The sequence below is a fragment of the Streptomyces sp. Ag109_O5-10 genome, from assembly GCF_900105755.1.
Taxonomy (GTDB): domain Bacteria; phylum Actinomycetota; class Actinomycetes; order Streptomycetales; family Streptomycetaceae; genus Streptomyces.
The window spans coordinates 2,726,670-2,752,525 of record NZ_FNTQ01000001.1 but is presented as its reverse complement, the minus strand read 5'-3'; the positions used below and the strand labels follow the sequence as shown (position 1 = coordinate 2,752,525).

Here is a 25,856-nt window from a genome sequence, read left to right as displayed (position 1 = left end):
GGCGTGCACCTCAAGGCCCTGACCCTCCGAGGGTTCAAGTCGTTCGCCTCGGCGACCACGCTCCGGTTCGAGCCGGGGATCACGTGTGTCGTCGGTCCGAACGGCTCGGGCAAGTCCAATGTGGTGGACGCGCTCACCTGGGTCATGGGCGAGCACAGCGCCAAGTCGCTGCGCGGCGGCAAGATGGAGGACGTCATCTTCGCCGGCACCACCGGGCGTCCCCCGCTGGGCCGCGCCGAGGTGTCCCTGACCATCGACAACTCCGACGGCGCGCTGCCCATCGAGTACGCCGAGGTCACCATCACGCGGATCATGTTCCGCAACGGCGGCAGCGAATACCAGATCAACGGCGACACCTGCCGCCTCCTCGACATCCAGGAACTCCTCTCCGACTCCGGCATCGGCCGCGAGATGCACGTCATCGTCGGCCAGGGCCAGCTCGACTCCGTCCTGCACGCGGACCCGATGGGCCGCCGCGCCTTCATCGAGGAGGCGGCCGGCGTCCTCAAGCACCGCAAGCGCAAGGAGAAGGCGCTGCGCAAGCTGGACGCGATGCAGGCCAACCTCGCGCGCGTGCAGGACCTGACGGACGAGCTCCGCCGCCAGCTCAAGCCCCTCGGCCGCCAGGCCGCCGTCGCCCGCCGGGCCGCCGTCATCCAGGCGGACCTCCGCGACGCCCGCCTGCGCCTCCTCGCCGACGACCTCGTACGACTGCGCCAGGCGCTCCGGACCGAGGTCGCCGACGAGGCCGCCCTCAAGGAACGCAAGGAAGCCGCCGAGCAGGAACTGAAGAAGGCCCTCCAGCGCGAGGCGCTCCTGGAGGACGAGGTACGGCAGCTCACCCCGCGCCTGCAGCGGGCCCAGCAGACCTGGTACGAGCTCTCCCAGCTCGCCGAGCGGGTCCGCGGCACCATCTCACTGGCGGACGCCCGCGTGAAGAGCGCCACCTCCACGCCCCCCGAGGAACGCCGCGGCCGCGACCCCGAGGACATGGAGCGCGAGGCCCACCGCATCCGTGAGCAGGAGGCCGAGCTGGAGGCCTCCCTGGAGGCGGCCCAGCACGCCCTGGACGACACCGTCGCGCACCGGGCCGAGCTGGAGCGCGCGCTCGCCCTCGAAGAACGGCGCCTGAAGGACGTGGCCCGCTCCATCGCCGACCGCCGCGAGAGCCTGGCCCGGCTGAACGGCCAGGTGGGCGCGGCCCGCTCCCGCGCCGCGTCCGCCCAGGCCGAGATCGACCGGCTGGCCGCCGCCCGCGACGAGGCCCAGGAACGGGCGGTCTCCGCGCAGGAGGAGTACGAGGCGCTGAAGGCGGAGGTCGACGGCCTCGACGCCGGCGACGAGGAACTCGCCGGACAGCACGATGAGGCCAAGCACCGGCTGGCCGAGGCGGAGGCGGCCCTGACCGCGGCCCGCGAGGCCGTCACGGCGGTGGAACGCCGACGCGCCGCGACCCAGGCCCGCCACGAGGCGCTGGCCCTAGGCCTGCGCCGCAAGGACGGCACCGGCATACTGCTCGGCGCCCGCGACCGCCTCACCGGCATCCTGGGCCCGGCGGCAGAACTCCTCACCGTGACACCGGGCCACGAGGTCGCCCTCGCAGCAGCCTTCGGCACCGCAGCGGACGCGATCGCGGTGACCACCCCGTCCTCCGCCGCCGACGCGATCCGCCTGCTCCGCAAGCAGGACGGCGGCCGGGCAGCACTACTGCTGGCCGGCGCCCCGGAAACACCCGACCGTGAAACACCCCGGTCCGCGGCACCCCGAAGGGCCGCGGGGAACGGCGCGACCAGCCACGACGCACCCGCACCCGAATTCGGCGACGCCGCGGCAGCGCCCCACAGGGGCGCGGGGAACTTCGCGACCAGCCATGACGGCGCCGCACCTGACCGACGACCCACCTCGGTCCCCCCGTCCGCGTGCTTCGCAGCCGACCTGGTCCGCGGACCCGCCGACCTGATGCCCGCCGTACGTCGCCTCCTCGGCAACATCGTCGTGGTCGAGGACCTGGAGGCCGCCGAGGACCTGGTCTACCGCCACCCCCACCTCACCGCCGTGACCGCCGAGGGCGACCTCCTCGGCGCCCACTTCGCCCACGGCGGCTCCGCCGGCGCCCCCAGCCTGCTGGAAGTGCAGGCCTCCGTCGACGAGGCCGCCGCCGAGCTGGAAGAGCTAGCCGTCCGCTGCGAGGAACTGACCGACGCGCAGGAGTCGGCCCAGGCGCACCGCAAGGAGTGCGTGGCGCTCGTCGACGAGCTGGGCGAGCGGCGCCGTGCCGCCGACCGCGAGAAGTCGGCCGTGGCCCAGCAGCTCGGCCGCCTCGCCGGTCAGGCGCGCGGCGCGGCGGGCGAGGCGGAACGTTCCACGGCGGCCGCCGCCCGCGCCCAGGACTCCCTCGACAAGGCACTCGAAGAGGTCGAGATCCTCGCCGAGCGGCTCGCCGTGGCCGAGGAGATGCCCGTCGAGGAGGAGCCCGACACCTCGGCACGCGACCGCCTCGCGGCCGACGGCGCCAACGCCCGTCAGACCGAGATGGAGGCCCGCCTCCAGGTCCGTACCCACGAGGAGCGGGTCAAGGGGCTCGCCGGCCGCGCCGACTCCCTCGACCGTGCCGCCCGTGCGGAACGCGAGGCACGCGCGCGTGCCGAACAGCGCCGGGCCCGGCTGCGGCACGAGGCGGCGGTCGCCGAGGCCGTCGCCGCCGGTGCGCGCCAGCTGCTCGCGCACGTCGAGGTCTCGGTCGGCCGGGCGGAGCGGGAACGTGCTGCGGCCGAGGCCGCGAAGGCCCGCCGCGAGCAGGAGCTGACCGCCGCCCGCAACGCCGGCCGCGACCTCAAGGCGGAGCTCGACAAACTCACGGATTCAGTTCACCGGGGCGAGGTACTCGGGGCCGAGAAGCGGCTGCGGATCGAGCAGCTGGAGACCAAGGCGCTGGAGGAACTCGGTGTCGAACCGGCCGGGCTCGTGGAGGAGTACGGCCCGCACCAGCTCGTGCCACCCTCGCCCCCCGCCGAGGGCGAGGTGCTGCCGGACGACCCCGAGCACCCGCGCAACCAGCCGAAGTCCTTCCACCGGGCCGAGCAGGAGCGCCGGCTCAAGGCGGCCGAGCGGGCCTACCAGCAGCTCGGCAAGGTCAACCCGTTGGCCCTGGAGGAGTTCGCGGCCCTCGAGGAACGGCACAAGTTCCTCAGCGAGCAGCTGGAGGACCTGAAGAAGACCCGCGCCGACCTGCTCCAGGTCGTCAAGGAGGTCGACGAGCGCGTCGAGCAGGTCTTCACGGAGGCGTACCGGGACACGGCGAGGGAGTTCGAGGGCGTCTTCAGCCGGCTGTTCCCGGGCGGCGAGGGACGGCTGATCCTCACCGACCCCGACAACATGCTCACCACGGGCGTGGACGTCGAGGCCCGGCCGCCGGGCAAGAAGGTCAAGCGGCTCTCCCTGCTGTCGGGTGGCGAACGCTCGCTGACCGCCGTCGCGATGCTGGTGTCGATCTTCAAGGCGCGCCCCAGCCCCTTCTACGTCATGGACGAGGTCGAGGCGGCCCTGGACGACACCAACCTGCAGCGGCTGATCCGGATCATGCAGGAGCTCCAGGAGTCGTCCCAGCTCATCGTGATCACGCACCAGAAGCGCACGATGGAGGTCGCCGACGCGCTGTACGGCGTCTCCATGCAGGGCGACGGTGTGTCGAAGGTCATCAGCCAGCGGCTTCGCTGACCCCGGCTCCCGGCGACCCCTTCGTTGCGGGCACGTCGTGGCTGTTCGCGCAGTTCCTCCCCCAGCCTTCGGCCGGGGGTACCCCCAGCGCCCCTTGGGGGCACGTCATCTTCCCTTCTTCTTCAAGAAGTGAACGCAACTTCATTGCGTGGTGTCTGCAACTTCACACGGCACCCGGTATTGACTTCGAAACTTGAAGGCATAGTCTCTGCAACGTTGCTTTTACCTTCAGGTGTGAGCGGTGTGAGGATGTGCGCCACTCAGACCTGGGAGGGCTCATCCCCCCACCCCCGGCGGCGTTGCCGGTGGCCCGAGGAGTTTCTTGTGACCAGCACTGCGCAGGCACCCCAGTCAGGAGCCGGGACGGCTCACCCCGATCACCTCGGGCATGTCATCTTCATCGCGGCGGCGGCCGCGATGGGTGGTTTCCTCTTCGGCTACGACAGTTCCGTCATCAACGGCGCCGTCGAGGCCATCCGGAGCCGTTACGACATCGGGTCCGCGGCCCTCGCCCAGGTCATCGCCGTCGCCCTGATCGGCTGCGCCATCGGCGCCGCGACCGCCGGCCGCATAGCCGACCGGATCGGCCGGATCCGGTGCATGCAGATCGCTGCCGTGCTGTTCACCATCAGCGCCGTCGGCTCGGCACTGCCCTTCGCGCTCTGGGACCTCGCCTTCTGGCGGATCATCGGCGGCTTCGCCATCGGCATGGCCTCCGTCATCGGCCCCGCCTACATCGCCGAGGTCGCCCCGCCCGCCTACCGCGGCCGCCTCGGCTCCTTCCAGCAGGCCGCGATCGTCGTCGGCATCGCCATCTCGCAGCTGGTCAACTGGGGTCTGCTGAACGCCGCCGGCGGCGACCAGCGCGGCAAGCTGATGGGCCTGGAGGCCTGGCAGGTCATGCTCGGCGTCATGGTGATCCCGGCCGTCCTGTACGGCCTGCTCTCCTTCGCGATCCCCGAGTCCCCGCGCTTCCTGCTCTCCGTCGGCAAGCGTGAGCGTGCCCGCGCGATCCTCGAAGAGGTCGAGGGCAAGAGCGCCGACCTGGACGCCCGGGTCGCCGAGATCGAACACGCGATGAAGAGCGAGCACAAGTCCACGTTCAAGGACCTGCTCGGCGGCTCCTTCTACTTCAAGCCGATCGTCTGGGTCGGCATCGGCCTGTCGGTCTTCCAGCAGTTCGTCGGCATCAACGTCGCGTTCTACTACTCCTCGACCCTCTGGCAGTCGGTGGGCGTCGACCCGACGGACTCGTTCTTCTACTCCTTCACGACGTCGATCATCAACATCATCGGCACCGTGATCGCGATGATCTTCGTCGACCGCGTCGGCCGCAAGCCGCTGGCCCTCATCGGTTCGGTCGGCATGGTCGTCGGTCTGGCGCTGGAGGCCTGGGCGTTCTCGTACCACCTCGTCGACGGGAAGCTGCCGTCCACGCAGGGCTGGACCGCCCTGGTCGCGGCCCACATCTTCGTCCTCTTCTTCGCCCTGTCCTGGGGTGTCGTCGTCTGGGTCTTCCTCGGCGAGATGTTCCCGAACCGGATCCGCGCCGCCGCCCTGGGCGTGGCCGCCTCCGCGCAGTGGATCGCCAACTGGGCCATCACCGCGAGCTTCCCGTCGCTGGCCGACTGGAACCTCTCCGGCACCTACGTGATCTACACGGTCTTCGCGGCCCTCTCCATCCCGTTCGTCCTCAAGTTCGTCAAGGAGACGAAGGGCAAGTCCCTGGAGGAGATGGGCTGAGCCCGCCCCCCGACTCGGGGAGAAGGGCCAAGTCCCCGCTGCCCCTCTCCTCGTATCCCCCGCCGCCCCGCCCGGTCACTGCCCGGGCGGGGCGGCGGTTTGCGCCGCACCTCGCCCCGTTCCCAGCGCCCCGGGGACCGCAGACGCGGGAGCGACCGGCACCGCCGGGCAGCGGCGTCGTGGTTGGTCGCCGTTGCGGCGGAGAAAAGGGAGCGACGGACTCCAGTACCGCAAGACCCAGGGCCGGTCGACGAGCATCGCGCGGCATGAATCCGCACGGTCTACTCCCCGACCACTTCTGTCCACCGCAACGACGACCGGCCACGACGGCACCGTCCGGCGACGCCGTCCGCTCCGGCGGTGACACATCGTGCGGGCAACTCCGCCGCACCACCGCCCTCCGCCGCGCCCCCGCGGTACCACTTCCCTCCGCCGCAACGGCGATCAGCCACGGCGCCGCTGCCCGGCGGTGCCGAATCCTTGCGCGGCCCACCCGCCGGCACGGCTCGCTCCGTTACGCCGGCAGCGCCGGGAGGACGGTCTCGGCGAACAGTCGTAGGCTCCGCCAGCCCTCGTCCACCGGCATCCCGCCCGCCAGCGGGTGCAGGACCAGGTTGTCCAGTCCTGCCGTCACGCACTCGTCCGGGGTGAGGATGCGGTAGACGCCCTCCGCGCGAAGTTCGGCGACCGTGCTCGCGGCGGACCGCACCGCCGAGTGGATGTCGCCGGACTGCCAGGACGCGTACGTCCGGGCCTCGTGCAGGAAGTGCTCGCCGTAGTCGGTCCACGCCCGGTCCGGGTCCTCGGCGATGTGCAGCAGCGGGGTCTCGGCCGTGGGCATCATCGTCCAGCCCTCCGTGCCGTACTCGGTGAGCCGCTCCTTGTAGTACGCCTCCAGCTCCGGCAGGTGCGCGCTGGGGAAGAACGGCAGGCCGAGGCGGGCGGCCCGGCGGGCGGCGGCCCTGGAGGAGCCGCCGACCAGGAGCAGGGGGTGGGGGTCGGTGAGCGGGCGGGGCGTGACCCGTACCGTACGGCCCCGGTACTCGAACTCCTCGCCGGTCCACGCCTTCAGCAGCGTCTCGAGCAGCTCGTCCTGCAGCCGCCCGCGCCGCTTCCAGTCCACGTCGAACAGCGCGTACTCCTCGGGCCGGTAGCCGATCCCGGCCACCGTCACCAGCCGGCCCCCGCTGAGCAGGTCGAGGACCGCGATGTCCTCGGCGAGCCGCAGCGGGTCGTGCAGCGGGCCGATCACCGCCGACACGGTCACCGCGATGGTCCGGGTCGCCCCGAACACCGCGCCCGCGAAGGCGAACGGCGACGGCAGCCAGTTGTTGTCGACGCCGTGGTGCTCCTCGGTCTGCACGGTGGTGACCCCGTGCTCGTCGGCGTACGCGGCCATGTCGAGGGCCGCTCGGTACCGGGCACCCAGCGCGGCCGGGGAGGCGCCGGGCTCCACGAGGTTGAAGCGGACGACCGAGACGGGCATGGGAGTTCCCCTTCACCTTGGCTGGCCGGAGGGTGTGCGGGGACAGTAGCTGACGGTGCGTCAGACGGCCAGGGGTGCGGGCTTCCCGGCCGCCGCCGGTACCACCGCCGGCTTCGGCAGCACCGCGTACAGCAGGCCCGAGACGGTGATCGTCGCGACCCAGCCGAGGCCGTACCGGCCGACGGGGTTGTTCGCGGCGAGCGGGCCGGTGAACCACTCGCACGTGGTGAAGAGCAGGCCCGCCGCCAGACCGAGCGACCAGGCCGCGACGGCGGCGGGGGAGAAGCCCGCCCGGTACCAGTAGGCGCTGGTGTGCGAGGTGTCGACGAGGGCCGCGGCGTCGTACTCCCGGCGGCGCAGCATGTCGACCCCGAAGACCCCCACCCACGCCGAGAACGCCACCGCGAGCAGTGCCAGGAAGGCGATGAAGGAGGCCGTGAACGAGGTCGCCGCCAGCATCAGGACGGCCCCGAGGGCCAGCGAGATGACCGCGTTGACGGCGACCGCCCACGGGCGGGGGATCCGGAAGCCGAGCGTCTGGGCGGTGAAACCCGCCGAGTACATCGACATCGCGTTGATCAGCAGCATCCCGACCAGGGCGACGAGGAGGTAGGGGACCGACAGCCAGCGGGGCAGGATCTCGCCGAGGAAGGAGACCGGGTCGGCCGAGGCGGCGAGGGCCGGGGCGGCGGACGCCGTCACCGCCCCCACCAGGACCAGGGGGAGTACGACGATCCCGGCACCACCGACCGTGTTGCGTACGATCGCCGCCGAGGACGCCGTACCCGGCAGATACCGCGTGAAGTCCGGGGCGGTCGGCGCCCAGCTCATCCCGCCCGCCGCGATCAGCCCGGCCCCGGTGACCATCGCGGCCGCGGAACCGGCGGGCTGTCCGAACACCCTGCCCCAGTCCGTCGTCGCGATCAGCCGGCCGAGGACCAGCAGTGAGAAGGCGCCGAACAGCCGGCTCGCCCACCGGTTGCAGTACCGCAACGCCCTGATGCCCATGCCCGAGATGGCGAACGTGGCGATCACGAAGAGGACGAGCGTGACGACGACCAGGGCCGTGTTGCGCCTGATCCCGAACAGGATGTCGAGGACGGTCAGCAGCGCGTAGGCGCCGGTCACCGCGTTGATCGTCTCCCAGCCCCAGCGCGCCACCCAGATCACCGCGCCCGGGAGCAGGTTGCCGCGCTGCCCGAAGACCGCCCGGGAGAGCGCCATGCCCGGTGCCCCGCCGCGCTTGCCCGCGATGCCGATGGTCCCGACCAGGCCGTACGACACGATCGGCGCCGCGATGCCCACCGCCAGGGACTGCCAGAAGTTCAGCCCGAACGACACCGCCAGGCTCGCGCCCACGGTCACCAGCAGGACGGTGATGTTGGCGGCGATCCAGGTGGGGAGCAGACCACGGGGTGTGCCGGTGCGCTCGGAGTCCGGGACCGGCTCGATGCCCCGGGTTTCGAGGCCGTGGTGCTCCAGCGACTGTTCGAGATGTTCGAGCGCGCCAGCGTGGTGGGCGGTGGTGCTCATAGGCAGCCATCGTACGTTAGCCCGACTAATACCAACAAAAGGGACATCCGTCTTCGGGGGATCGTCCGGAAACTCCCGCGCGAGGGAGCAAAGTCGGCCGCGGGGGAGGGATGGATACTGGTCGGGTTATGGAAACCGTCATCCTTGCTGTAGTCATCGCCGTAGTCGTGCTCGGTGCGCTCGGCGGGCTCGTCATCGGCAGCCGGCGCAAGAAGTCGCTGCCCCCGCCGCCCCCCGCCGCGCCCGACATCACCGCACCCCCGGCCGAGCCGCACGTCGGCGACGAGGCCGAGACGCCGCGCGACGAACCGCGCCGGACGATAGAGGAGGTCGACCTTCCCGACGGCTCGGCTCCCGTCGCCGTCGAAGAGCCCCCCGCGGTCGAAGCGCCCGAGATCGAGATCCCCGAGCCCGCGGCCGGCCGGCTGGTCCGGCTGCGCGCCCGGCTCTCCCGGTCGCAGAACGCCCTCGGCAAGGGGCTGCTCACGCTGCTGTCGCGCGAGCACCTCGACGAGGAGACGTGGGAGGAGATCGAGGACACCCTGCTCACCGCCGACGTCGGCGTGCAGCCCACCACCGAGCTGGTCGACCGGCTGCGCGAGCGCGTGAAGGTGCTCGGCACCCGCACCCCCGGGGAGCTGCGCGGCCTGCTCCGCGAGGAGCTGCTCAAGCTGGTCGGCACCGACGCCGATCGCGAGGTGAAGACCGAGCCCGCCGACCGCAAGCCGGGCATCGTGATGGTCGTCGGCGTCAACGGCACCGGCAAGACCACCACCACCGGCAAGCTCGCCCGCGTCCTGGTCGCCGACGGCCGTACGGTCGTGCTCGGCGCCGCCGACACCTTCCGGGCCGCCGCCGCCGACCAGCTCCAGACCTGGGGCGAGCGCGTCGGCGCCCACACCGTGCGCGGCCCGGAGGCCGGTGACCCCGCCTCCGTCGCCTTCGACGCGGTGAAGGAGGGCAAGGAGATGGGCGTCGACGTGGTGCTCATCGACACCGCCGGGCGGCTGCACACCAAGACCGGCCTCATGGACGAGCTGGGCAAGGTCAAGCGGGTCGTGGAGAAGCACGCTCCGCTGGACGAGGTGCTGCTCGTCCTCGACGCCACCACCGGGCAGAACGGACTCGTCCAGGCCCGGGTCTTCGCCGAGGTCGTCGACATCACCGGCATCGTCCTCACCAAGCTGGACGGCACCGCCAAGGGCGGCATCGTGATCGCGGTCCAGCGCGAGCTGGGCGTCCCGGTCAAGCTCATCGGCCTGGGCGAGGGCGCGGACGACCTCGCGCCGTTCGAGCCGGAGGCGTTCGTGGATGCCCTTATCGGTGACTGACGCCAGGTGGGTGAAGTCGCCCGCCCCGAGATCGCGGAGAAGCGCCCGATCCCCGAGCTTCAGCCGGGGGGCGGGCGCTTCGGCGTACGAGCCGGACCTGTGCGGTCACGCCCGGGACCGGTGCGCGACGTAGGCCAGCGTGCCGAGCAGCAGCCTCGCCGCCGGGGGCCTGGTCGCCGAGTCCAGGGCCGGCGGGCGCAGCCAGCGCACGGGGCCCAGGCCGCCCCGGTCGGAGGGCGGGGCGGTGATGTACGTGCCCGTGCCGAGGCCGCGCAGGTCCAGGGAGGTCGGGTCGTCCCAGCCCATGCGGTAGAGCAGCGCGGGGAGTTCGGCGGTGGCGCCGGGGGCGACGAGGAAGTGGGCGCGGCCGTCCGGGGTGGTGGTGACCGGGCCGACCGGGAGGCCCATGCGCTCCAGGCGGACCAGGGCGCGCCGCCCTGCGGCTTCGGCCACCTCGATCACGTCGAACGCGCGGCCGACCGGCAGCATCACCGCCGCGCCCGGGAACTCGCCCCAGGCCTTGGTGACCTCGTCGAGCGTGGCACCCGCGGGCACCTGGGGCGCGAAGTCCAGCGGATGCGCTCCCGGCGCGGGGCAGCCGGCCTGCCCGCAGGAGCAGGCCCCGGCCGCGGCCCGGGCGCCGGGCACCACGTCCCAGCCCCACAGGCCGGTGAACTCGGCGACGGCGGTGCAGTCCGATGAACGACCGCGTCGGCGTGTGCCGGAGCGGATCTCGCGAATGCCGCCGATCGTGAAGCCCATGCCCCCTCCAACGGGTCCGGCGCGCCGGTGGTTACGACACGGAACGAGACGGAAACGGAACGTGACGCTACGGCTCCGCCTTCCCTGCGGCCCGCAAGGTCATGGCAGCGCCCTGAAGCTCCCCGGGTGGTGCGCCTGGGGACATGCGCCCCCGAGTGCACCGCTCCGCCTACTCCCGGCCGTCCTATGTCAAGTGAATCGCGCCAAGGGCATCGTGAGTTCATTCGAAGGGGTGGCGAATGGTGGCGTTTCCGGGATCCCCGTGGCTGGAGCAGTGATCGTAGGATTACTTTGAGTGCACGAGGCCTGGGGGCACTTGCACTCGTGGGTATGCCGGAGGCAACTCGGCATCCCGTTCGAAGGGTGAGAACTACCGGACGGGCAGCCGTATTTACCGGCATTCTGATAGGGCTTGGCGCATCCGGCATCAAGTGGTCTCAGGGATGGGGGCGTTCCAGTGGGCGGCAACGGCGGAAGCGGGGCGACCGCGGCCAGCACCGACAAGCGCCCCAACGAGCTGCTCAACTCGTGGTTCGTGCGCAGTGGCTGGTCGAAGGGCGAGCTGGCGCGGCAAGTGAACCGCAGAGCACGCCAGTTGGGCGCCAACCACATCTCGACGGACACGTCCAGGGTGCGCCGCTGGCTCGACGGGGAGAACCCGCGCGAGCCGATCCCCCGGATCCTCTCCGAGCTGTTCTCCGAGCGGTTCGGCTGCGTCGTCTCGGTCGAGGACCTCGGGCTGCGGGCCGCCCGCCAGTCACCCTCCACGACCGGCGTCGACCTGCCCTGGACGGGCCCGCAGACGGTGGCCCTGCTCAGCGAGTTCTCGCGCAGCGACCTGATGCTGGCGCGGCGCGGCTTCCTCGGAACCTCGCTGGTGCTGTCTGCGGGCCCGTCCCTCATCGAGCCCATGCAGCGCTGGCTGGTCCCTTCGCCGGGCGGCCCGCAGCAGACCCCCGAGCCGTCCGCCGACCCCCGCCGACCCGGCCGCATCTCCCGGCCCGAGCTGGCCCTCCTGGAGTCCACCACGGAGATGTTCCGCCAGTGGGACGCCCAGTGCGGCGGCGGCCTGCGCCGCAAGGCGGTCGTCGGACAGCTGCACGAGGTCACCGACCTCCTCCAGGAACCCCAGCCCGAGGCCACCGCCCGCAAGCTCTTCAAGGTCGCGGCCGAACTCGCCGAACTGGCCGGGTGGATGTCGTACGACGTCGGTCTCCAGCCCACCGCCCAGAAGTACTTCGTGCTCGCCCTGCACGCGGCCAAGGAGGCCGGTGACAAGCCGCTCGGCTCGTACATCCTCTCCAGCATGAGCCGCCAGATGATCCACCTCGGCCGGCCCGACGACGCCCTGGAGCTCATCCACCTCGCCCAGTACGGCAGTCGGGACTGCGCGAGCCCGCGCACCCAGTCGATGCTGTATGCGATGGAGGCCCGCGCCTACGCCAACATGGGCCAGCCCGGCAAGTGCAAGCGGGCCGTCCGGATGGCCGAGGACACCTTCGCCGAGGCCGACGAGTGGGACGAGCCGGACCCGGACTGGATCCGCTTCTTCTCCGAGGCCGAGCTCTACGGCGAGAACAGCCACTCCTTCCGCGACCTGGCCTACGTCGCTGGCCGCAGCCCCACCTACGCCTCACTGGCCGAGCCGCTGATGCGCCGGGCCGTCGAGCTGTTCGCCAAGGACGGCGAGCACCAGCGGTCGTACGCGCTCAACCTCATCGGCATGGCCACCGTGCACCTGCTGCGCGGCGAGCCCGAGCAGAGCACGGTTCTGGCCTCCGAGGCGCTGGGCATCGCCAAGAAGGTGCGCTCCGAGCGCGTCAACACTCGTATTCGAAAGACGGTCGACACGGCCGTCCGCGACTACGGCGGCCTCGCGGCCGTCGTCGACCTCACCGAACAGCTCGCCGTCGACCTCCCGGAGACCGCCGAGGCGGTCTGAACCCCGGAGCTTCCCAGACCCCGGCCGCGGCCGGCCCTCCCGAACTGCCCGACTCGGCTCCCCCATGCCAGGTCATCGGACGGCCGACCGCGGCCGGTTCTTTCCTCCGAGAGAAGGTTGCGCCACGATAACGATCCCGCAGCGCGACATCTCGCAATTCATCCACCCGTAACACGCCAGGCGTCTTCGTCACTCCGGCGAAACAACGAGGGGCAACGACCGAAACCGCGCTGCGCCAATCTCATGGCGCATAACCGGCCCACCCCCCGCATCACCGGACCGCTCACGCTCCGACCCGCACGGGGCCGTACAACCGACGAGGAGACGCCGATGGCACCAGCCGCCATCACGCTTGCCGCGGAGGCACCCAAGCTGTCCTCCGCGAACACAGGCTTCATGCTCATCTGCTCCGCCCTGGTGCTGCTCATGACGCCGGGCCTCGCCTTCTTCTACGGCGGCATGGTCCGCGTCAAGAGCACCCTGAACATGCTGATGATGAGCTTCGTCAGCATCGGGATCGTCACCATCCTGTGGGTGCTCTACGGCTTCTCCCTGGCCTTCGGCTCCAGCAACGGCTTCATCGGCTACGACTCCCACTGGCTGGGCATGAGCAACGTCGGGCTGACGGAGCTGTGGCCCGGCTACACGATCCCGGTCTTCGTGTTCATGGTCTTCCAGATGATGTTCGCGGTCATCACGCCGGCCCTGATAAGCGGTGCCATCGCCGACCGCGTCAAGTTCTCGGCCTGGGCGCTCTTCGTCGCCCTGTGGCTCACGGTCGTCTACGTCCCGGTCGCCCACTGGGTCTGGGGCGCCGACGGCTGGGCCTACAAGCTCGGCGTGATCGACTTCGCCGGTGGTACCGCGGTCCACATCAACGCCGGTGCCGGCGCCCTCGGCGTCATCCTGGTCATCGGCAAGCGCGTGGGCTTCAAGAAGGACCCGATGCGCCCGCACAGCCTCCCGCTGGTCATGCTCGGCGCCGGTCTGCTGTGGTTCGGCTGGTTCGGCTTCAACGCCGGCTCCTGGCTCGGCAACGACGACGGCGTCGGCGCGCTGATGTTCGTCAACACACAGGTCGCCACCGCCGCCGCCATGCTCGCCTGGCTCGCCTACGAGAAGATCCGGCACGGCGCGTTCACCACCCTGGGCGCCGCCTCCGGCGCGGTCGCCGGTCTGGTCGCCATCACCCCGTCCGGCGGTGCGGTCTCCCCGCTCGGCGCGATCGCCGTCGGCGCCATCGCCGGTGTCGCCTGCGCCGCGGCCGTCGGCCTGAAGTTCAAGTTCGGCTACGACGACTCCCTCGACGTGGTCGGCGTCCACATGGTCGGCGGCATCATCGGCTCCCTGCTCATCGGCTTCTTCGCCACCGGCAAGGGCCAGTCCGCCGCGACCGGCGTCTTCTACGGCGACCACTCCTTCACCCAGCTGTGGAAGCAGTTCGCCGGTGTCGGCGCGGTCCTCGGCTACTCCCTGGTCGCCTCCGCGGTCCTCGCCTTCCTCCTCGACAAGACCCTCGGCATGCGGGTCACCGAGGACGAGGAGGTCTCCGGCATCGACCAGGCCGAGCACGCCGAGACTGCATACGACTTCAGCGGCACCGGCGGCGGTGTCATCGGCTCCGTCTCCGCTCCGGCCCTGGCCGGGACGAGCAAGAAGGTGGACGCATGAAGCTCATCACCGCCGTGGTGAAGCCCCACCGGCTCGACGAGATCAAGGAGGCCCTCCAGGCCTTCGGCGTCCACGGCCTCACGGTCACCGAGGCCAGCGGCTACGGTCGGCAGCGCGGCCACACCGAGGTCTACCGTGGTGCCGAGTACACGGTCGACCTGGTGCCCAAGATCCGCATCGAGGTGCTGGCCGAGGACGAGGACGCCGAGCAGTTGATCGACGTCATCGTCAAGGCCGCCCGCACCGGCAAGATCGGTGACGGCAAGGTCTGGTCGCTCCCGGTCGAGACCGCCGTACGGGTCCGCACCGGCGAGCGCGGACCGGACGCACTGTAGAACAGAACCATCTGAATACAGGCAGGAGTCGCTGGGTGACGGGTACGGAAGTGCGGAACGACGCGGAGAACGCGGGACCCAGCGGCTATGCGGCGGCCCGGCTGCGCCTCCTCACCGAGGGGGCGCGGTCCGGGCCGCCGCGCCGTACCGCCCTCGCCGAGCTGACCGACGAATGGCTGACCGGGCTGTTCGCGGCGGCCACCGAGGGCATCAGGGGCGGCGTCTCCCTGGTCGCGGTCGGCGGCTACGGCCGCGCCGAACTCTCCCCGCGCAGCGACCTGGACCTCCTGCTGCTGCACGACGGCGCCGACTCCGGCGCGGTGGCCGCCGTCGCCGACCGGCTCTGGTACCCCGTCTGGGACCTGGGCCTGGCCCTCGACCACTCCGTGCGCACCCCTGCCGAGGCCCGCCGGACGGCCGGCGAGGACCTCAAGGTCCAGCTCGGCCTCCTCGACGCCCGCCACATCGCCGGCGACCTCGGTCTCACCTCAGGACTGCGCACCGCGATCCTCGCCGACTGGCGCAACCAGGCACCCAAACGCCTCCCCGAACTCCAGGAACTCTGCGTCGAGCGGGCCGAACGCCAGGGCGAGCTCCAGTACCTCCTGGAACCCGACCTCAAGGAGGCCCGCGGCGGCCTCCGGGACGCCACCGCCCTGCGCGCCGTCGCCGCCTCCTGGCTGGCCGACGCCCCGCGCGAGGGCCTCACCGACGCCCGCAGGCGCCTCCTCGACGTCCGCGACGCCCTGCACCTGACCACGGGCCGCGCCACCGACCGCCTCGCGCTCCAGGAGCAGGACGAGGTCGCCGCGGAACTCGACCTCCTCGACGCCGACACCCTGCTGCGCCAGGTCTACGAGTCCGCGCGCGTCATCTCGTACGCCAGTGACGTCACCTGGCGTGAGGTGGGGCGGGTGCTGCGCTCGCGCGCGGTCCGGCCGCGGCTGCGTGCCATGCTGGGCGGCGGCAAGCCCGTCACCGAGCGCTCCCCGCTCGCCGAGGGCGTGGTGGAGCAGGACGGCGAGGTGGTGCTCGCCCGCGCCGCCCGCCCCGAACGCGACCCCGTGCTCCCGCTGCGCGCCGCGGCCGCCGCCGCCCAGGCCGGCCTCCCGCTCTCCCTGCACGCCGTACGGCGCATGGCCGCCACCGCGCGCCCCCTGCCCACGCCGTGGCCCGCCGAGGCCCGTGAGCAGCTGGTCACCCTGCTCGGCTCCGGCCGCCCCACCGTCGACGTCTGGGAGGCGCTGGAGGCCGAGGGCCTGATCACCCGCCTGCTGCCCGACTGGGAGCGGGTCCGGTGCCGCCCGCAGCGCAACGCCGTGCACGTCTGGACCGTCGACCGGCACCTCATCGAGACCGCCGTCCGCGCCTCCGAGTTCACCCGCCGCGTGCACCGCCCCGACCTGCTGCTGGTCGCCGCCCTGCTGCACGACATCGGCAAGGGCTGGCCCGGCGACCACTCGGTGGCCGGCGAGATCATCGTCAAGGACGTGGCGGCCCGGATCGGCTTCGACCGCGCCGACGTGGCGGTCCTGTCCACGCTCGTCCGCCACCACCTGCTGCTCATCGAGACCGCCACCCGGCGCGACCTGGACGACCCGGCCACGGTCCGCCTGGTCGCCGACGCGGTCGGCACCCAGGGCACCCTGGAGCTGCTGCACGCCCTCACCGAGGCCGACGCGCTGGCCACCGGCCCGGCGGCCTGGTCCTCCTGGCGCGGCTCCCTCGTCGCCGACCTGGTGAAGCGGGTCTCGGCGGTCCTCGCCGGGGACACCGCCGACGAGCCCGAGCCGGGCGCGCCCACGGCCGAGCAGGAGCGGCTGGCCATCGAGGCCTTCCGCACCGGCGCCCCGGTCCTCGCCCTGCGCGCCCAGACCGAGCCGGCCGCCGCCGACGAGGAGCAGGCCGGCGACCCCGAACCGCTCGGCGTCGAGCTGCTCATCGCCGTACCCGACCAGCCGGGCGTGCTCCCGGCCGTCTCCGGTGTGCTGGCCGTGCACCGCCTGACGGTCCGCACCGCCGAGCTGCGCGCCGTCCGGCTCCCGGACGACGTCGACGACGGCGCGGTGCTGCTGCTGAACTGGCGGGTCGCGGCCGAGTACGGCTCCCTGCCGCAGGCCGCCCGCCTGCGGGCCGACCTCGTACGGGCGCTGGACGGCTCCCTGGACATCGCCGGGCGCCTCGCGGAGCGGGACGCCGCCTACCCGCGGCGCCGGGGCTGGGTGGCCCCGCCGCCGCGCGTCACGGTGGCCTCCGCGGCCTCCCGGCACGCCACCGTGTTCGAGGTACGGGCCCAGGACGCACCGGGCCTGCTGTTCCGGATCGGGCGGGCGCTGGAGGACGCCGAGGTGCGGGTGCGCAGCGCGCACGTCAGCACGCTCGGCTCCAACGCCGTCGACGCCTTCTACGTGACCGGCACCGACCACGCGCCGCTGCCCGCGGAGGAGGCGGCGTCCGTGGCGCGCAAGCTGGAGGAGACGCTGAGGGGCTGACCACACGGCTGTGCAAGGCGGGGACCACTTCCTTGCGCGGCCGGATACCCTGGAAGACGCTCACTGCCCCCGACTCCGAGGACCGACGCCGCCGTGTTCGACACTCTCTCCGACCGCCTTTCAGCGACCTTCAAGAATCTGCGCGGCAAAGGGCGTCTGAGCGAAGCGGACATCGACGCCACGGCCCGGGAGATCCGCATCGCGCTCCTCGAAGCCGACGTGGCCCTTCCGGTCGTCCGCACGTTCATCAAGAACGTCAAGGAGCGCTCGCTCGGCGCCGAGGTCTCCAAGGCGCTCAACCCCGCCCAGCAGGTCCTGAAGATCGTCAACGACGAGCTGGTCACGATCCTGGGCGGCGAGACCCGCCGGCTGCGGTTCGCCAAGCAGCCGCCCACCGTGATCATGCTCGCCGGTCTCCAGGGTGCCGGTAAGACCACCCTCGCGGGCAAGCTCGGCCGCTGGCTCAAGGAGCAGGGCCACTCCCCGCTGCTCGTCGCCGCGGACCTGCAGCGCCCCAACGCCGTCAACCAGCTGAGCGTGGTCGCCGAGCGCGCCGGTGTCGCCGTGTACGCGCCCGAGCCGGGCAACGGCGTGGGCGACCCGGTGAAGGTCGCCAAGGACTCCATCGACTTCGCGAAGTCCAAGGTCCACGACATCGTGATCGTGGACACCGCCGGCCGGCTCGGCATCGACCAGGAGCTGATGCAGCAGGCGGCCGACATCCGGGACGCCGTCTCGCCCGACGAGATCCTCTTCGTCGTCGACGCCATGATCGGCCAGGACGCCGTCACCACAGCGGAGGCCTTCCGTGACGGCGTCGGCTTCGACGGTGTCGTGCTCTCCAAGCTCGACGGCGACGCCCGCGGTGGTGCCGCGCTCTCCATCCGCCAGGTCACCGGCAAGCCGATCATGTTCGCGTCGAACGGCGAGAAGCTCGACGACTTCGACGCCTTCCACCCGGACCGCATGGCCTCCCGCATCCTCGACATGGGTGACCTGCTCACCCTCATCGAGCAGGCGGAGAAGACGTTCAGCCAGGAAGAGGCCCAGAAGATGGCCTCCAAGCTGGCGTCCAAGAAGGGCCAGGACTTTACCCTGGACGACTTCCTGGCCCAGATGGAACAGGTCAGGAAGATGGGCTCCATCTCGAAGCTCCTCGGGATGCTGCCCGGCATGGGCCAGATCAAGGACCAGATCCAGAACCTCGACGAGCGGGACGTCGACCGCACCGCCGCGATCATCAAGTCGATGACCCCGGCCGAGCGCCAGGAACCGACGATCATCAACGGCTCGCGCCGCGCCCGTATCGCCAAGGGTTCCGGTGTCGAGGTCAGCGCGGTGAAGAACCTGGTCGAGCGGTTCTTCGAGGCCCGCAAGATGATGTCCCGCATGGCCCAGGGCGGCGGGATGCCGGGCATGCCGGGGATCCCGGGCATGGGCGGCGGCCCCGGCCGGCAGAAGAAGCAGGCGAAGCAGGCCAAGGGCAAGCAGCGCTCCGGCAACCCGATGAAGCGCAAGCAGCAGGAGCTGGAGGAGGCCCAGCGCCGCGAGGCCGCCGCGCAGGGCGGCGCCTTCGGACTCCCGCAGCAGGGCGCCCAGGACTTCGAGCTGCCGGACGAGTTCAAGAAGTTCATGGGCTGAGTTCACCTGTGCGTGTGCCAGGGGTTGGTCGTTGTCGTACCGTCCGCATATGACCAACCCCGCCCCGCCGCGCAAGTCACCCGACCAGCCCTGGCGTACCGAGGGCGCTCCGGAGGAGCCGCCCAGGCCGCCGAACGGCGGGCGGCGGATGCACGGCGGCTGGTGGCGGCTGATCGTCACCGCGTTGGTCGTGTACCTGCTGGCCAACCTGGTGCTGTCGTACTTCGACCAGGAGAACGAGCCGACGATCTCGTACACCGAGTTCAGCAAACAGGTGAACGCGGGCAACGTCGAGAAGATCTACGCCAAGGGCGACTCGATCCAGGGCCAGCTCAAGAAGGAGCAGAAGAACTCCGAGGGCGGCGGGACCTACACCAAGTTCAACACCGAGCGGCCCTCCTTCGCCGGGGACGACCTCTGGACCAGCCTGACCAAGCACAACGTGATGGTCACCGCGGAACCGGTCGTCCAGCACCGAAGCTTTCTCGCCAATCTGCTGATCTCCCTGGCGCCGATCGTCATCCTCGTCGCGGTATGGGTCTTCATCGCCCGCCGGATGAGTGCGGGCCTCGGCGGCGCGGGCGGCATGCTGGGCCGCAAGGCGCCGCCCAAGCCGGTCGAACTGGAGCCCGGTCAGCAGCGGACCACCTTCGAGGACGTGGCGGGCATCGACGAGGTCGAGGGAGAGCTCAACGACGTCGTCGACTTCCTCAAGAACCCCGACGCCTATCGCAGGATGGGCGCCAAGATGCCGCGGGGCGTGCTCCTAGCCGGCCCGCCCGGCACGGGCAAGACGCTGCTCGCGCGGGCCGTCGCCGGCGAGGCGGGCGTGCCGTTCTTCTCGGCCTCCGCCTCCGAGTTCATCGAGATGATCGTCGGCGTCGGCGCCTCCCGCGTGCGTGAGCTGTTCGCCGAGGCCCGCAAGGTCGCCCCGTCCATCATCTTCATCGACGAGATCGACACCATCGGCCGGGCCCGCGGCGGCGGCGCCTCCATGGGCGGCCACGACGAGCGCGAGCAGACGCTCAACCAGATCCTCACCGAGATGGACGGCTTCTCCGGCTCCGAGGGCGTCATCGTCATCGCCGCCACCAACCGCGCCGACATCCTCGACCCCGCGCTCACCCGCCCCGGCCGCTTCGACCGGGTCGTCCAGGTCTCGCCCCCGGACCGCACCGGCCGCGAGGCGATCCTGCAGATCCACACCCGCCAGATCCCGCTCGCCGAGGGCGTCGACCTCGCCCAGGTCGCCCGCGCCACCCCGGGCATGACCGGCGCCGAACTGGCCAACCTCGCCAACGAGGCCGCCCTGCTCGCCGTCAAGCGCAAACAGGACAAGGTCACCCAGTCCGACCTCTCCGAGGCCTTGGAGAAGGTCCAGCTCGGCGCCGAACGCCCGCTGGTGATGCCCGAGGAGGAGCGCCGCAGGACCGCCTACCACGAGAGCGGCCACGCCCTGCTCGGCATGCTCCAGCCCGGCGCCGACCCGGTCCGCAAGATCACCATCGTGCCGCGCGGCCGCGCCCTCGGCGTCACGCTCTCCACGCCGGACGCCGACAAGTACGCGTACACCGAGGAGTACCTGCGCGGCCGCATCATCGGCGCCCTCGGCGGCATGGCGGCCGAGCAGGTCGTCTACGGCGTGATCACCACCGGCTCGGAGAGCGACCTGGAGCAGGTCACGAGCATCGCGCGCGGCATGGTCTCCCGCTGGGGCATGAGCGAGGAGGTCGGCCGGCTCTCCGCCCTCCCCAGCGACGCCCAGCAGGCCTACGGCCTCGCCGCGGCGCCGCAGACCCTCGACGTCATCGACACCGAGATGCGCCGCATCGTCGACGAGTGCTACGAGGAGGCCCGCCGCAAACTCCGGGACCACCGCGGCCGGCTGGACGCCCTGGCCCAGGCCCTCCTGGAGAACGAGACCCTGGAGGAGGCCGACGCCTACCGCATCGCGGGCATCACGCGCCTGACCAAGGACCTGGACGAGGTCTGACCCTGTGAGCGCCCCGGCTTCCGGCGCCCCCTGAGAGGCGCTGGGGGTACCCCCGGCCGAAGGTTGGGGGAGGAACTACGCGACCAGCCCCCACGGCGCCGCGGCCGAAGACGGCGGCCCCCGCGAAGCGTCAGCGCACCCGCGCGATCAGGTACCGGAACACGTTCGGCATCCACACCGTGCCGTCCGCCCGCTGATGCGGATGAAGCGCCTCGGCCAGCTCCTTGCCGACCTGCTCCTCGTCGGCCGCCGCGATCCCCGCATCGAACAGCCCCGTCGACAACAACCCCCGCACCGCGCTGTCCGCGTCGGCGTACCCGAACGGGCAGGACACCCGCCCGGACCCGTCGATCCGCAGGCCGGCCCGCTGGGCGACCTCCTCCAGATCGTCCCGGCACGCCGGACGCCAGCTTCCCGCGCTCCGCAGAGGATCGGCCAACTTCGCGGCCACCCGCAGCACCGACGAGGTCGCGCAGCGCTCCGGCGGACCCCAGCCGGTCAGCACCACGGCGGCCCCGTGCTCGGCCAGGGGAGTCGCCTCGGCCAGCAGGTCACCGAGCCGTTCGGCGTCGCCGGCCAGGCAGCCGATCGGGTCGAAGGCGGTGATCAGGTTGTACGCCGGTGCCTGCGCGGCCGCGGCGTTCCGGGGCGTGCCCTCGACGATCCGGGCGGTAAGGCCACGCGCGCGTGCGCCGGGGGCCGCGTCGGGCAGCAGACGCTCACGGGCGAGGGCGAGCCGCTCGGGGGAGGAGTCGACTCCGGTGACCGCGGCCCCTCTGGTCGCCGCCATCAGCAGGGCGAGACCGGAACCGCAGCCCAGGCCGAGCAGCCGGGTGGCCGGGCCCACTTCGAGTCGCTCGTGGACGGTCTCGTAGAGCGGCACCAGCATCCGCTCCTGGATCTCGGACCAGTCACGCGCGCGTGCGCCCAGGTCCACACGGGGTGGTGAGTCCACGTGAGCCAGGTGGTGCCGCACGAGCGTAGGTGTCATAGGTAAGCGCCCCAATCCGCCGAGAGTTACGCACTGACCGATTCCGTGGCCCCCGTGCCGTGCGCCCGCACTTCCCACCTATGCCACATAACTCCGGGCTCGCGACGGCGTCCAGAGGTCGCGGGTCACTGCTTGTACATGGGCTGTGACTGTGGCGAGATTTCACATCCCGGCAACTTGGGGCTCTACCATCGGACCCGCGACACGGCGGTTCTGGCCATGGTCGGCGGGCACGGTGGCCGCCATGTCAGGGTGCCGGAGCCGGTGCGGTGCCGGGTGCCGACGGGCTGCGAGTAACGCCGGGGCCGCCGCGGACGCTGACCGGGATGGGACCCGGCCAGGAGAGCGACCGAAACGCCTCTTGCGCATCCGCAGACCTCCGTCGTCCAGGCGTTCGGACCAGGGATACGTGACGGGTCGTACGTCAGACTACGCACCGGCTTGGTACGAGCTGTGAGGCTTCTCCGCAGATCAGCGCACCCGTGCTCGTCTCCACGCATCAGCGGCAACTGACGGGTACGTGCAAATTATTTGGGATGCCCCGGAATAGGAACACAGGGGCCCTCCCGCTCGTTCTCATTACGTGAGCACGACACAGACACCACCTGTCCTCGCCGCAGAGCTGGCAGAGGCGTGGGCCGACATTCAGCGGTACCACCCCGAGCTGCCGGACCTTGCCGCGCCAGAGTCCCTGATCGGGGAGTCGTCGTCCGCGTGCGGTCACGAGCTCTCCTTCGAACGGCTGCTCCATGAGGCAGTCCACGGCATCGCAGCCTCCCGTGGAGTCCGCGACACCTCCCGGGCCGGCCGCTACCACAACCGCCGATTCCTCGCGATCGCCGAGGAGCTGGGCCTCGACCACCCCGACGAGCCGCATCCCAGCAGCGGTTTCTCGCTGGTCACGCTCAACCCGGAGGCGAAGCGACGCTACCGCCCGACCATCGAGAGACTGCAGCGCGCTCTCAAGGCGCACACGGTGGCCACGTCCGCCGACACCTCCCGCACCTTCCGTGGCCCGGCCGCCCGCCACGGCTCGTCCGGCGGTGGCGTCCGCGTCAAGGCGGTGTGCGACTGCGGACGCAACGTCCGGGTGGTCCCGTCGGTCCTGGCCCAGGCCCCCATCGTCTGCGGCGGCTGCGGCAAGCCGTTCCGCATCCCGGAGGTCGTGGGCGCGGCATAGGCCACGGCTGCTCGTGGCAGCCGCAGCCGTTGCTCCGCCACCGGCCCACGGACGCAGGCACCCCCCGTCCCCCCGCGGGCAGGGGTGGGCGCGGACGACAACTTCACAGCACCGGTCGTCGCACCCGACGTGACCTCACCTCCACGCCGGGTGCGACTCCGGCCTGTCCAGGAGCCCCCGTCCCGACCGCCGGCCGAAAGCGACCCGCAGGGTATGGCACAATGGCTAGCTGTACTCGACAGCCGCACAGGACCCCTCTCTCCTCCGGCTGACGCGTCCGTCGGGCACTCGGGTACCGCAACCCCACGCGGCAGTCTCGCCGTGCCCAACCACGTCAAATCCAGGAGAACCCACTCCCGTGGCAGTCAAGATCAAGCTGAAGCGTCTGGGCAAGATCCGTTCGCCTCACTACCGCATCGTCGTCGCCGACTCCCGCACCCGTCGTGACGGCCGTGCGATCGAGGAGATCGGCAAGTACCACCCGACCTACAACCCGTCGGTCATCGAGGTGGACGCCGACCGCGTGGCGTACTGGCTCGGCGTCGGCGCCCAGCCGACCGAGCCCGTGCTCGCCATCCTGAAGAAGACCGGCGACTGGCAGAAGTTCAAGGGCGAGCCCGCCCCGGCGCCGCTGCTCGTGGCCGCCCCGAAGGCCACGCGTCCGTCGTTCGAGGCGCTCGGCGGTGACGACGAGGGCAAGGGTGAGGCGATCACCCAGAAGAAGAAGGCTGAGAAGAAGGACGAGGCCGCGGCTGAGTCCGAGTCGACCGAGGCCTGAGCAGCATGCTCGAAGAGGCGCTTGAGCACCTCGTGAAGGGCATCGTCGACAACCCTGACGATGTGCAGGTCGCCTCGCGCAACCTGCGCCGCGGGCGCGTGCTGGAGGTCCGGGTGCACCCCGACGACCTCGGCAAGGTGATCGGCCGCAACGGCCGCACCGCGCGTGCCCTGCGCACCGTCGTGGGCGCCATCGGCGGTCGCGGAGTCCGCGTCGACCTCGTCGACGTCGACCACGTCCGCTGACGCTTATCGCAACCGGCTCGGGCCGGGGAGGGCCACTGGCCGTCCCCGGCCCGAGCCGTATGAGCAGGTCGAACAGGTCGAGCAGGAGATGACAGGAGAACAGGCACAGTGCAGCTCGTAGTCGCACGGATCGGCCGCGCCCACGGCATCAAGGGCGAGGTCACCGTCGAGGTACGTACCGACGAGCCGGAGCTCAGGCTCGGGCCGGGCGCCGTACTCGCCACCGATCCCGCCGGCGTGGGACCGCTCACCATCGAGACGGGCCGCGTGCACAGCGGCCGCCTGCTCCTGCGCTTCACGGGCGTCAGCGACCGCACCGGCGCCGAGGCCCTGCGCAACACCCTCCTGATCGCCGAGATCGACCCGGAGGAGCTGCCCGAGGGCGAGGACGAGTACTACGACCACCAGCTCGTCGACCTTGACGTGGTCACCGAGGACGGCACCGAGGTCGGCCGGATCACCGAGATCTCGCACCTGCCCTCCCAGGACCTGTTCATCGTGGAGCGGCCCGACGGCAGCGAGGTGATGATCCCGTTCGTCCAGGAGATCGTCACCGAGATCGACCTGGAGGAACAGCGGGCCGTCATCGCGCCGCCGCCCGGCCTGATCGACGACCGGGCGGAGACCGTCTCGTCCAGGGACGACGACGCATGAGGCTCGACGTCGTCACGATCTTTCCCGAGTACCTGGAACCCCTGAACGTCTCGCTGGTCGGCAAGGCACGCGCGCGTGGACAGCTCGGCGTCCACGTGCACGACCTGCGCGGATGGACGTACGACCGGCACAACACGGTCGACGACACGCCGTACGGCGGCGGTCCCGGCATGGTCATGAAGACCGAACCCTGGGGCGACGCCCTCGACACGGTCCTCGCCGACGGCTACGAGACCGGCTCGCACGCCCCCGCGCTGATCGTCCCCACCCCCAGCGGCCGTCCCTTCACCCAGGAACTCGCCGTCGAGCTCTCCGAGCGCCCCTGGCTGATCTTCACACCGGCCCGCTACGAGGGCATCGACCGGCGGGTCATGGACGAGTACGCCACCCGGATGCCGGTCCACGAGGTGTCCATCGGCGACTACGTCCTCGCCGGCGGCGAAGCGGCCGTACTGGTGATCACCGAGGCCGTGGCGCGGCTGCTGCCCGGCGTCCTCGGGAACGCCGAGTCGCACCGCGACGACTCCTTCGCGCCCGGCGCCATGGCCAACCTCCTGGAGGGCCCCGTCTACACGAAGCCGCCCGTCTGGCGCGGCCGGGACATCCCCGACGTGCTGCTCAGCGGCCACCACGGCAAGATCGCCCGCTGGCGCCGCGACGAGGCCCTGAAGCGGACCACCGTTCACCGGCCCGACCTGATCGAGCGCTGCGACCCCAGGGCCTTCGACAAGAAGGACCGGGAGATGCTCTCCATCCTGGGCTGGGCCCCGGACCCGGAGGGCGGACCCCACGGCCGATTTTGGCGCAGGCCACAGGGCGTGGAAGAATAGGCCGCTGTTGTGCGTCCGTCCGGCGTGCGCCCCTGCCACAGGGGGACACGACGCCCGCCCCGACCCGCACGGCAGACCCCATGGAACACCTAGTTTCCGTTGATGACCTGTGGCATCAGCGAGGAAAGCAGACGAAATGTCTCACCTGCTCGACACCGTCGACTCCGCGTCGCTGCGCAGCGACGTCCCGGCCTTCCGCCCGGGTGACACCGTCAACGTCCACGTCCGCGTCATCGAGGGCAACCGCTCCCGTGTGCAGCAGTTCAAGGGCGTTGTGATCCGCCGTCAGGGCAGCGGTGTCCGCGAGACCTTCACGGTCCGCAAGGTCTCCTTCTCCGTCGGCGTCGAGCGCACCTTCCCGGTGCACACCCCGATCGTCGAGAAGATCGAGCTCGTCACCCGCGGTGACGTGCGTCGCGCCAAGCTGTACTACCTGCGCGACCTGCGCGGCAAGGCCGCGAAGATCAAGGAGAAGCGCGAGAACTGATCTCGCGAACGGGGTTCTCATCGAGGCCGGATAGCATCTGGCCCC

19 protein-coding genes are annotated in these 25,856 nt (G+C 71.4%); 15 read left to right on the top strand and 4 right to left on the bottom strand.

What is annotated here, in order from left to right:
* Positions 1–3 precede the first annotated feature (3 nt).
* On the top strand, positions 4–3,717 hold the full coding sequence (locus tag BLW82_RS12480) for an AAA family ATPase (protein WP_093498858.1): 3,714 nt from the start codon (positions 4–6) through the stop codon (positions 3,715–3,717).
* A 324-nt stretch (positions 3,718–4,041) separates the two neighbouring features.
* The gene (locus BLW82_RS12475; RefSeq protein ID WP_093498857.1) at positions 4,042–5,460 is read left to right on the top strand and encodes a sugar porter family MFS transporter; all 1,419 of its coding nucleotides are present in this window, start codon (positions 4,042–4,044) and stop codon (positions 5,458–5,460) included.
* A gap of 514 nt (positions 5,461–5,974) precedes the next feature.
* Here BLW82_RS12475 and BLW82_RS12470 read toward each other — a convergent pair.
* Positions 5,975–6,946 (bottom strand): LLM class flavin-dependent oxidoreductase, encoded by a 972-nt coding sequence (locus tag BLW82_RS12470; RefSeq protein ID WP_093498856.1) that lies wholly within the window; start codon positions 6,944–6,946, stop codon positions 5,975–5,977.
* 60 nt (positions 6,947–7,006) lie between these two features.
* On the bottom strand, positions 7,007–8,479 hold the full coding sequence (locus BLW82_RS12465) for a cytosine permease (RefSeq protein ID WP_093498855.1): 1,473 nt from the start codon (positions 8,477–8,479) through the stop codon (positions 7,007–7,009).
* A 128-nt stretch (positions 8,480–8,607) separates the two neighbouring features.
* Between BLW82_RS12465 and ftsY the strand changes: the two genes are divergently transcribed.
* Complete coding sequence (ftsY, locus tag BLW82_RS12460) at positions 8,608–9,810, top strand: signal recognition particle-docking protein FtsY (protein WP_093498854.1); 1,203 nt, start codon at positions 8,608–8,610, stop codon at positions 9,808–9,810.
* A gap of 105 nt (positions 9,811–9,915) precedes the next feature.
* Here the strand turns inward: ftsY and BLW82_RS12455 are convergent, their stop codons facing one another.
* Entirely contained in the window at positions 9,916–10,572 is a 657-nt protein-coding gene (locus BLW82_RS12455; protein WP_093498853.1) for a bifunctional DNA primase/polymerase, read from the bottom strand.
* A gap of 457 nt (positions 10,573–11,029) precedes the next feature.
* Between BLW82_RS12455 and BLW82_RS12450 the strand changes: the two genes are divergently transcribed.
* The 6 genes from BLW82_RS12450 (at position 11,030) to ftsH (ending at position 20,646) form a co-directional block, all read left to right on the top strand.
* Complete coding sequence (locus tag BLW82_RS12450; protein ID WP_093498852.1) at positions 11,030–12,514, top strand: transcriptional repressor NsdA; 1,485 nt, start codon at positions 11,030–11,032, stop codon at positions 12,512–12,514.
* Positions 12,515–12,844: 330 nt separating this feature from the next.
* Entirely contained in the window at positions 12,845–14,185 is a 1,341-nt protein-coding gene (locus tag BLW82_RS12445; protein WP_093498851.1) for an ammonium transporter, read from the top strand.
* Positions 14,182–14,520, top strand: coding sequence for a P-II family nitrogen regulator (locus BLW82_RS12440; protein WP_093498850.1), 339 nt, complete (start codon positions 14,182–14,184; stop codon positions 14,518–14,520). The genes BLW82_RS12445 and BLW82_RS12440 overlap by 4 nt, the downstream gene beginning before the upstream one ends.
* A 35-nt stretch (positions 14,521–14,555) precedes the next feature.
* Positions 14,556–17,012 (top strand): [protein-PII] uridylyltransferase, encoded by a 2,457-nt coding sequence (locus tag BLW82_RS12435; RefSeq protein ID WP_093498849.1) that lies wholly within the window; start codon positions 14,556–14,558, stop codon positions 17,010–17,012.
* Between the two features lie 93 nt (positions 17,013–17,105).
* Entirely contained in the window at positions 17,106–18,653 is a 1,548-nt protein-coding gene (gene ffh / locus BLW82_RS12430; protein ID WP_093498848.1) for a signal recognition particle protein, read from the top strand.
* A gap of 49 nt (positions 18,654–18,702) precedes the next feature.
* Positions 18,703–20,646 carry an ATP-dependent zinc metalloprotease FtsH gene (gene ftsH / locus BLW82_RS12425; RefSeq protein WP_093498847.1) on the top strand — a complete coding sequence of 648 codons (1,944 nt, stop codon included), beginning with the start codon at positions 18,703–18,705 and terminating at the stop codon, positions 20,644–20,646.
* A 130-nt stretch (positions 20,647–20,776) separates the two neighbouring features.
* Here the strand turns inward: ftsH and BLW82_RS12420 are convergent, their stop codons facing one another.
* Entirely contained in the window at positions 20,777–21,637 is an 861-nt protein-coding gene (locus BLW82_RS12420; RefSeq protein WP_093498846.1) for a methyltransferase domain-containing protein, read from the bottom strand.
* Positions 21,638–22,220: 583 nt separating this feature from the next.
* On the opposite strand from BLW82_RS12420, the gene BLW82_RS12415 reads away from it, so the two are divergent.
* The 6 genes from BLW82_RS12415 (at position 22,221) to rplS (ending at position 25,811) form a co-directional block, all read left to right on the top strand.
* Complete coding sequence (locus BLW82_RS12415) at positions 22,221–22,817, top strand: hypothetical protein (RefSeq protein ID WP_093498845.1); 597 nt, start codon at positions 22,221–22,223, stop codon at positions 22,815–22,817.
* Between the two features lie 358 nt (positions 22,818–23,175).
* The gene (rpsP, locus tag BLW82_RS12410; protein WP_093498844.1) at positions 23,176–23,595 is read left to right on the top strand and encodes a 30S ribosomal protein S16; all 420 of its coding nucleotides are present in this window, start codon (positions 23,176–23,178) and stop codon (positions 23,593–23,595) included.
* Positions 23,596–23,600: 5 nt separating this feature from the next.
* On the top strand, positions 23,601–23,840 hold the full coding sequence (locus BLW82_RS12405; protein WP_003973401.1) for an RNA-binding protein: 240 nt from the start codon (positions 23,601–23,603) through the stop codon (positions 23,838–23,840).
* 108 nt (positions 23,841–23,948) lie between these two features.
* Positions 23,949–24,494 carry a ribosome maturation factor RimM gene (gene rimM / locus BLW82_RS12400; RefSeq protein ID WP_093498843.1) on the top strand — a complete coding sequence of 182 codons (546 nt, stop codon included), beginning with the start codon at positions 23,949–23,951 and terminating at the stop codon, positions 24,492–24,494.
* The gene (gene trmD, locus BLW82_RS12395; RefSeq protein WP_093498842.1) at positions 24,491–25,324 is read left to right on the top strand and encodes a tRNA (guanosine(37)-N1)-methyltransferase TrmD; all 834 of its coding nucleotides are present in this window, start codon (positions 24,491–24,493) and stop codon (positions 25,322–25,324) included. Before rimM ends, trmD begins: the two co-directional genes overlap by 4 nt.
* Before the next feature lie 136 nt (positions 25,325–25,460).
* Positions 25,461–25,811 (top strand): 50S ribosomal protein L19, encoded by a 351-nt coding sequence (gene rplS, locus BLW82_RS12390; RefSeq protein ID WP_093498841.1) that lies wholly within the window; start codon positions 25,461–25,463, stop codon positions 25,809–25,811.
* The last annotated feature ends 45 nt before the right edge of the window (positions 25,812–25,856 follow it).

What these genes read in the sequence shown, in the direction of transcription:
- BLW82_RS12470 (WP_093498856.1), bottom strand. Translation starts at nt 6,946, where the DNA reads ATGCCCGTCTCGGTCGTCCGCTTCAACCTCGTGGAGCCCGGCGCCTCC.
- BLW82_RS12465 (WP_093498855.1), bottom strand. Translation starts at nt 8,479, where the DNA reads ATGAGCACCACCGCCCACCACGCTGGCGCGCTCGAACATCTCGAACAG.
- ftsY (WP_093498854.1), top strand. Translation starts at nt 8,608, where the DNA reads ATGGAAACCGTCATCCTTGCTGTAGTCATCGCCGTAGTCGTGCTCGGT.
- BLW82_RS12455 (WP_093498853.1), bottom strand. Translation starts at nt 10,572, where the DNA reads ATGGGCTTCACGATCGGCGGCATTCGCGAGATCCGCTCCGGCACACGC.
- BLW82_RS12445 (WP_093498851.1), top strand. Translation starts at nt 12,845, where the DNA reads ATGGCACCAGCCGCCATCACGCTTGCCGCGGAGGCACCCAAGCTGTCC.
- BLW82_RS12440 (WP_093498850.1), top strand. Translation starts at nt 14,182, where the DNA reads ATGAAGCTCATCACCGCCGTGGTGAAGCCCCACCGGCTCGACGAGATC.
- ftsH (WP_093498847.1), top strand. Translation starts at nt 18,703, where the DNA reads ATGACCAACCCCGCCCCGCCGCGCAAGTCACCCGACCAGCCCTGGCGT.
- BLW82_RS12420 (WP_093498846.1), bottom strand. Translation starts at nt 21,637, where the DNA reads ATGACACCTACGCTCGTGCGGCACCACCTGGCTCACGTGGACTCACCA.
- BLW82_RS12405 (WP_003973401.1), top strand. Translation starts at nt 23,601, where the DNA reads ATGCTCGAAGAGGCGCTTGAGCACCTCGTGAAGGGCATCGTCGACAAC.
- trmD (WP_093498842.1), top strand. Translation starts at nt 24,491, where the DNA reads ATGAGGCTCGACGTCGTCACGATCTTTCCCGAGTACCTGGAACCCCTG.
- rplS (WP_093498841.1), top strand. Translation starts at nt 25,461, where the DNA reads ATGTCTCACCTGCTCGACACCGTCGACTCCGCGTCGCTGCGCAGCGAC.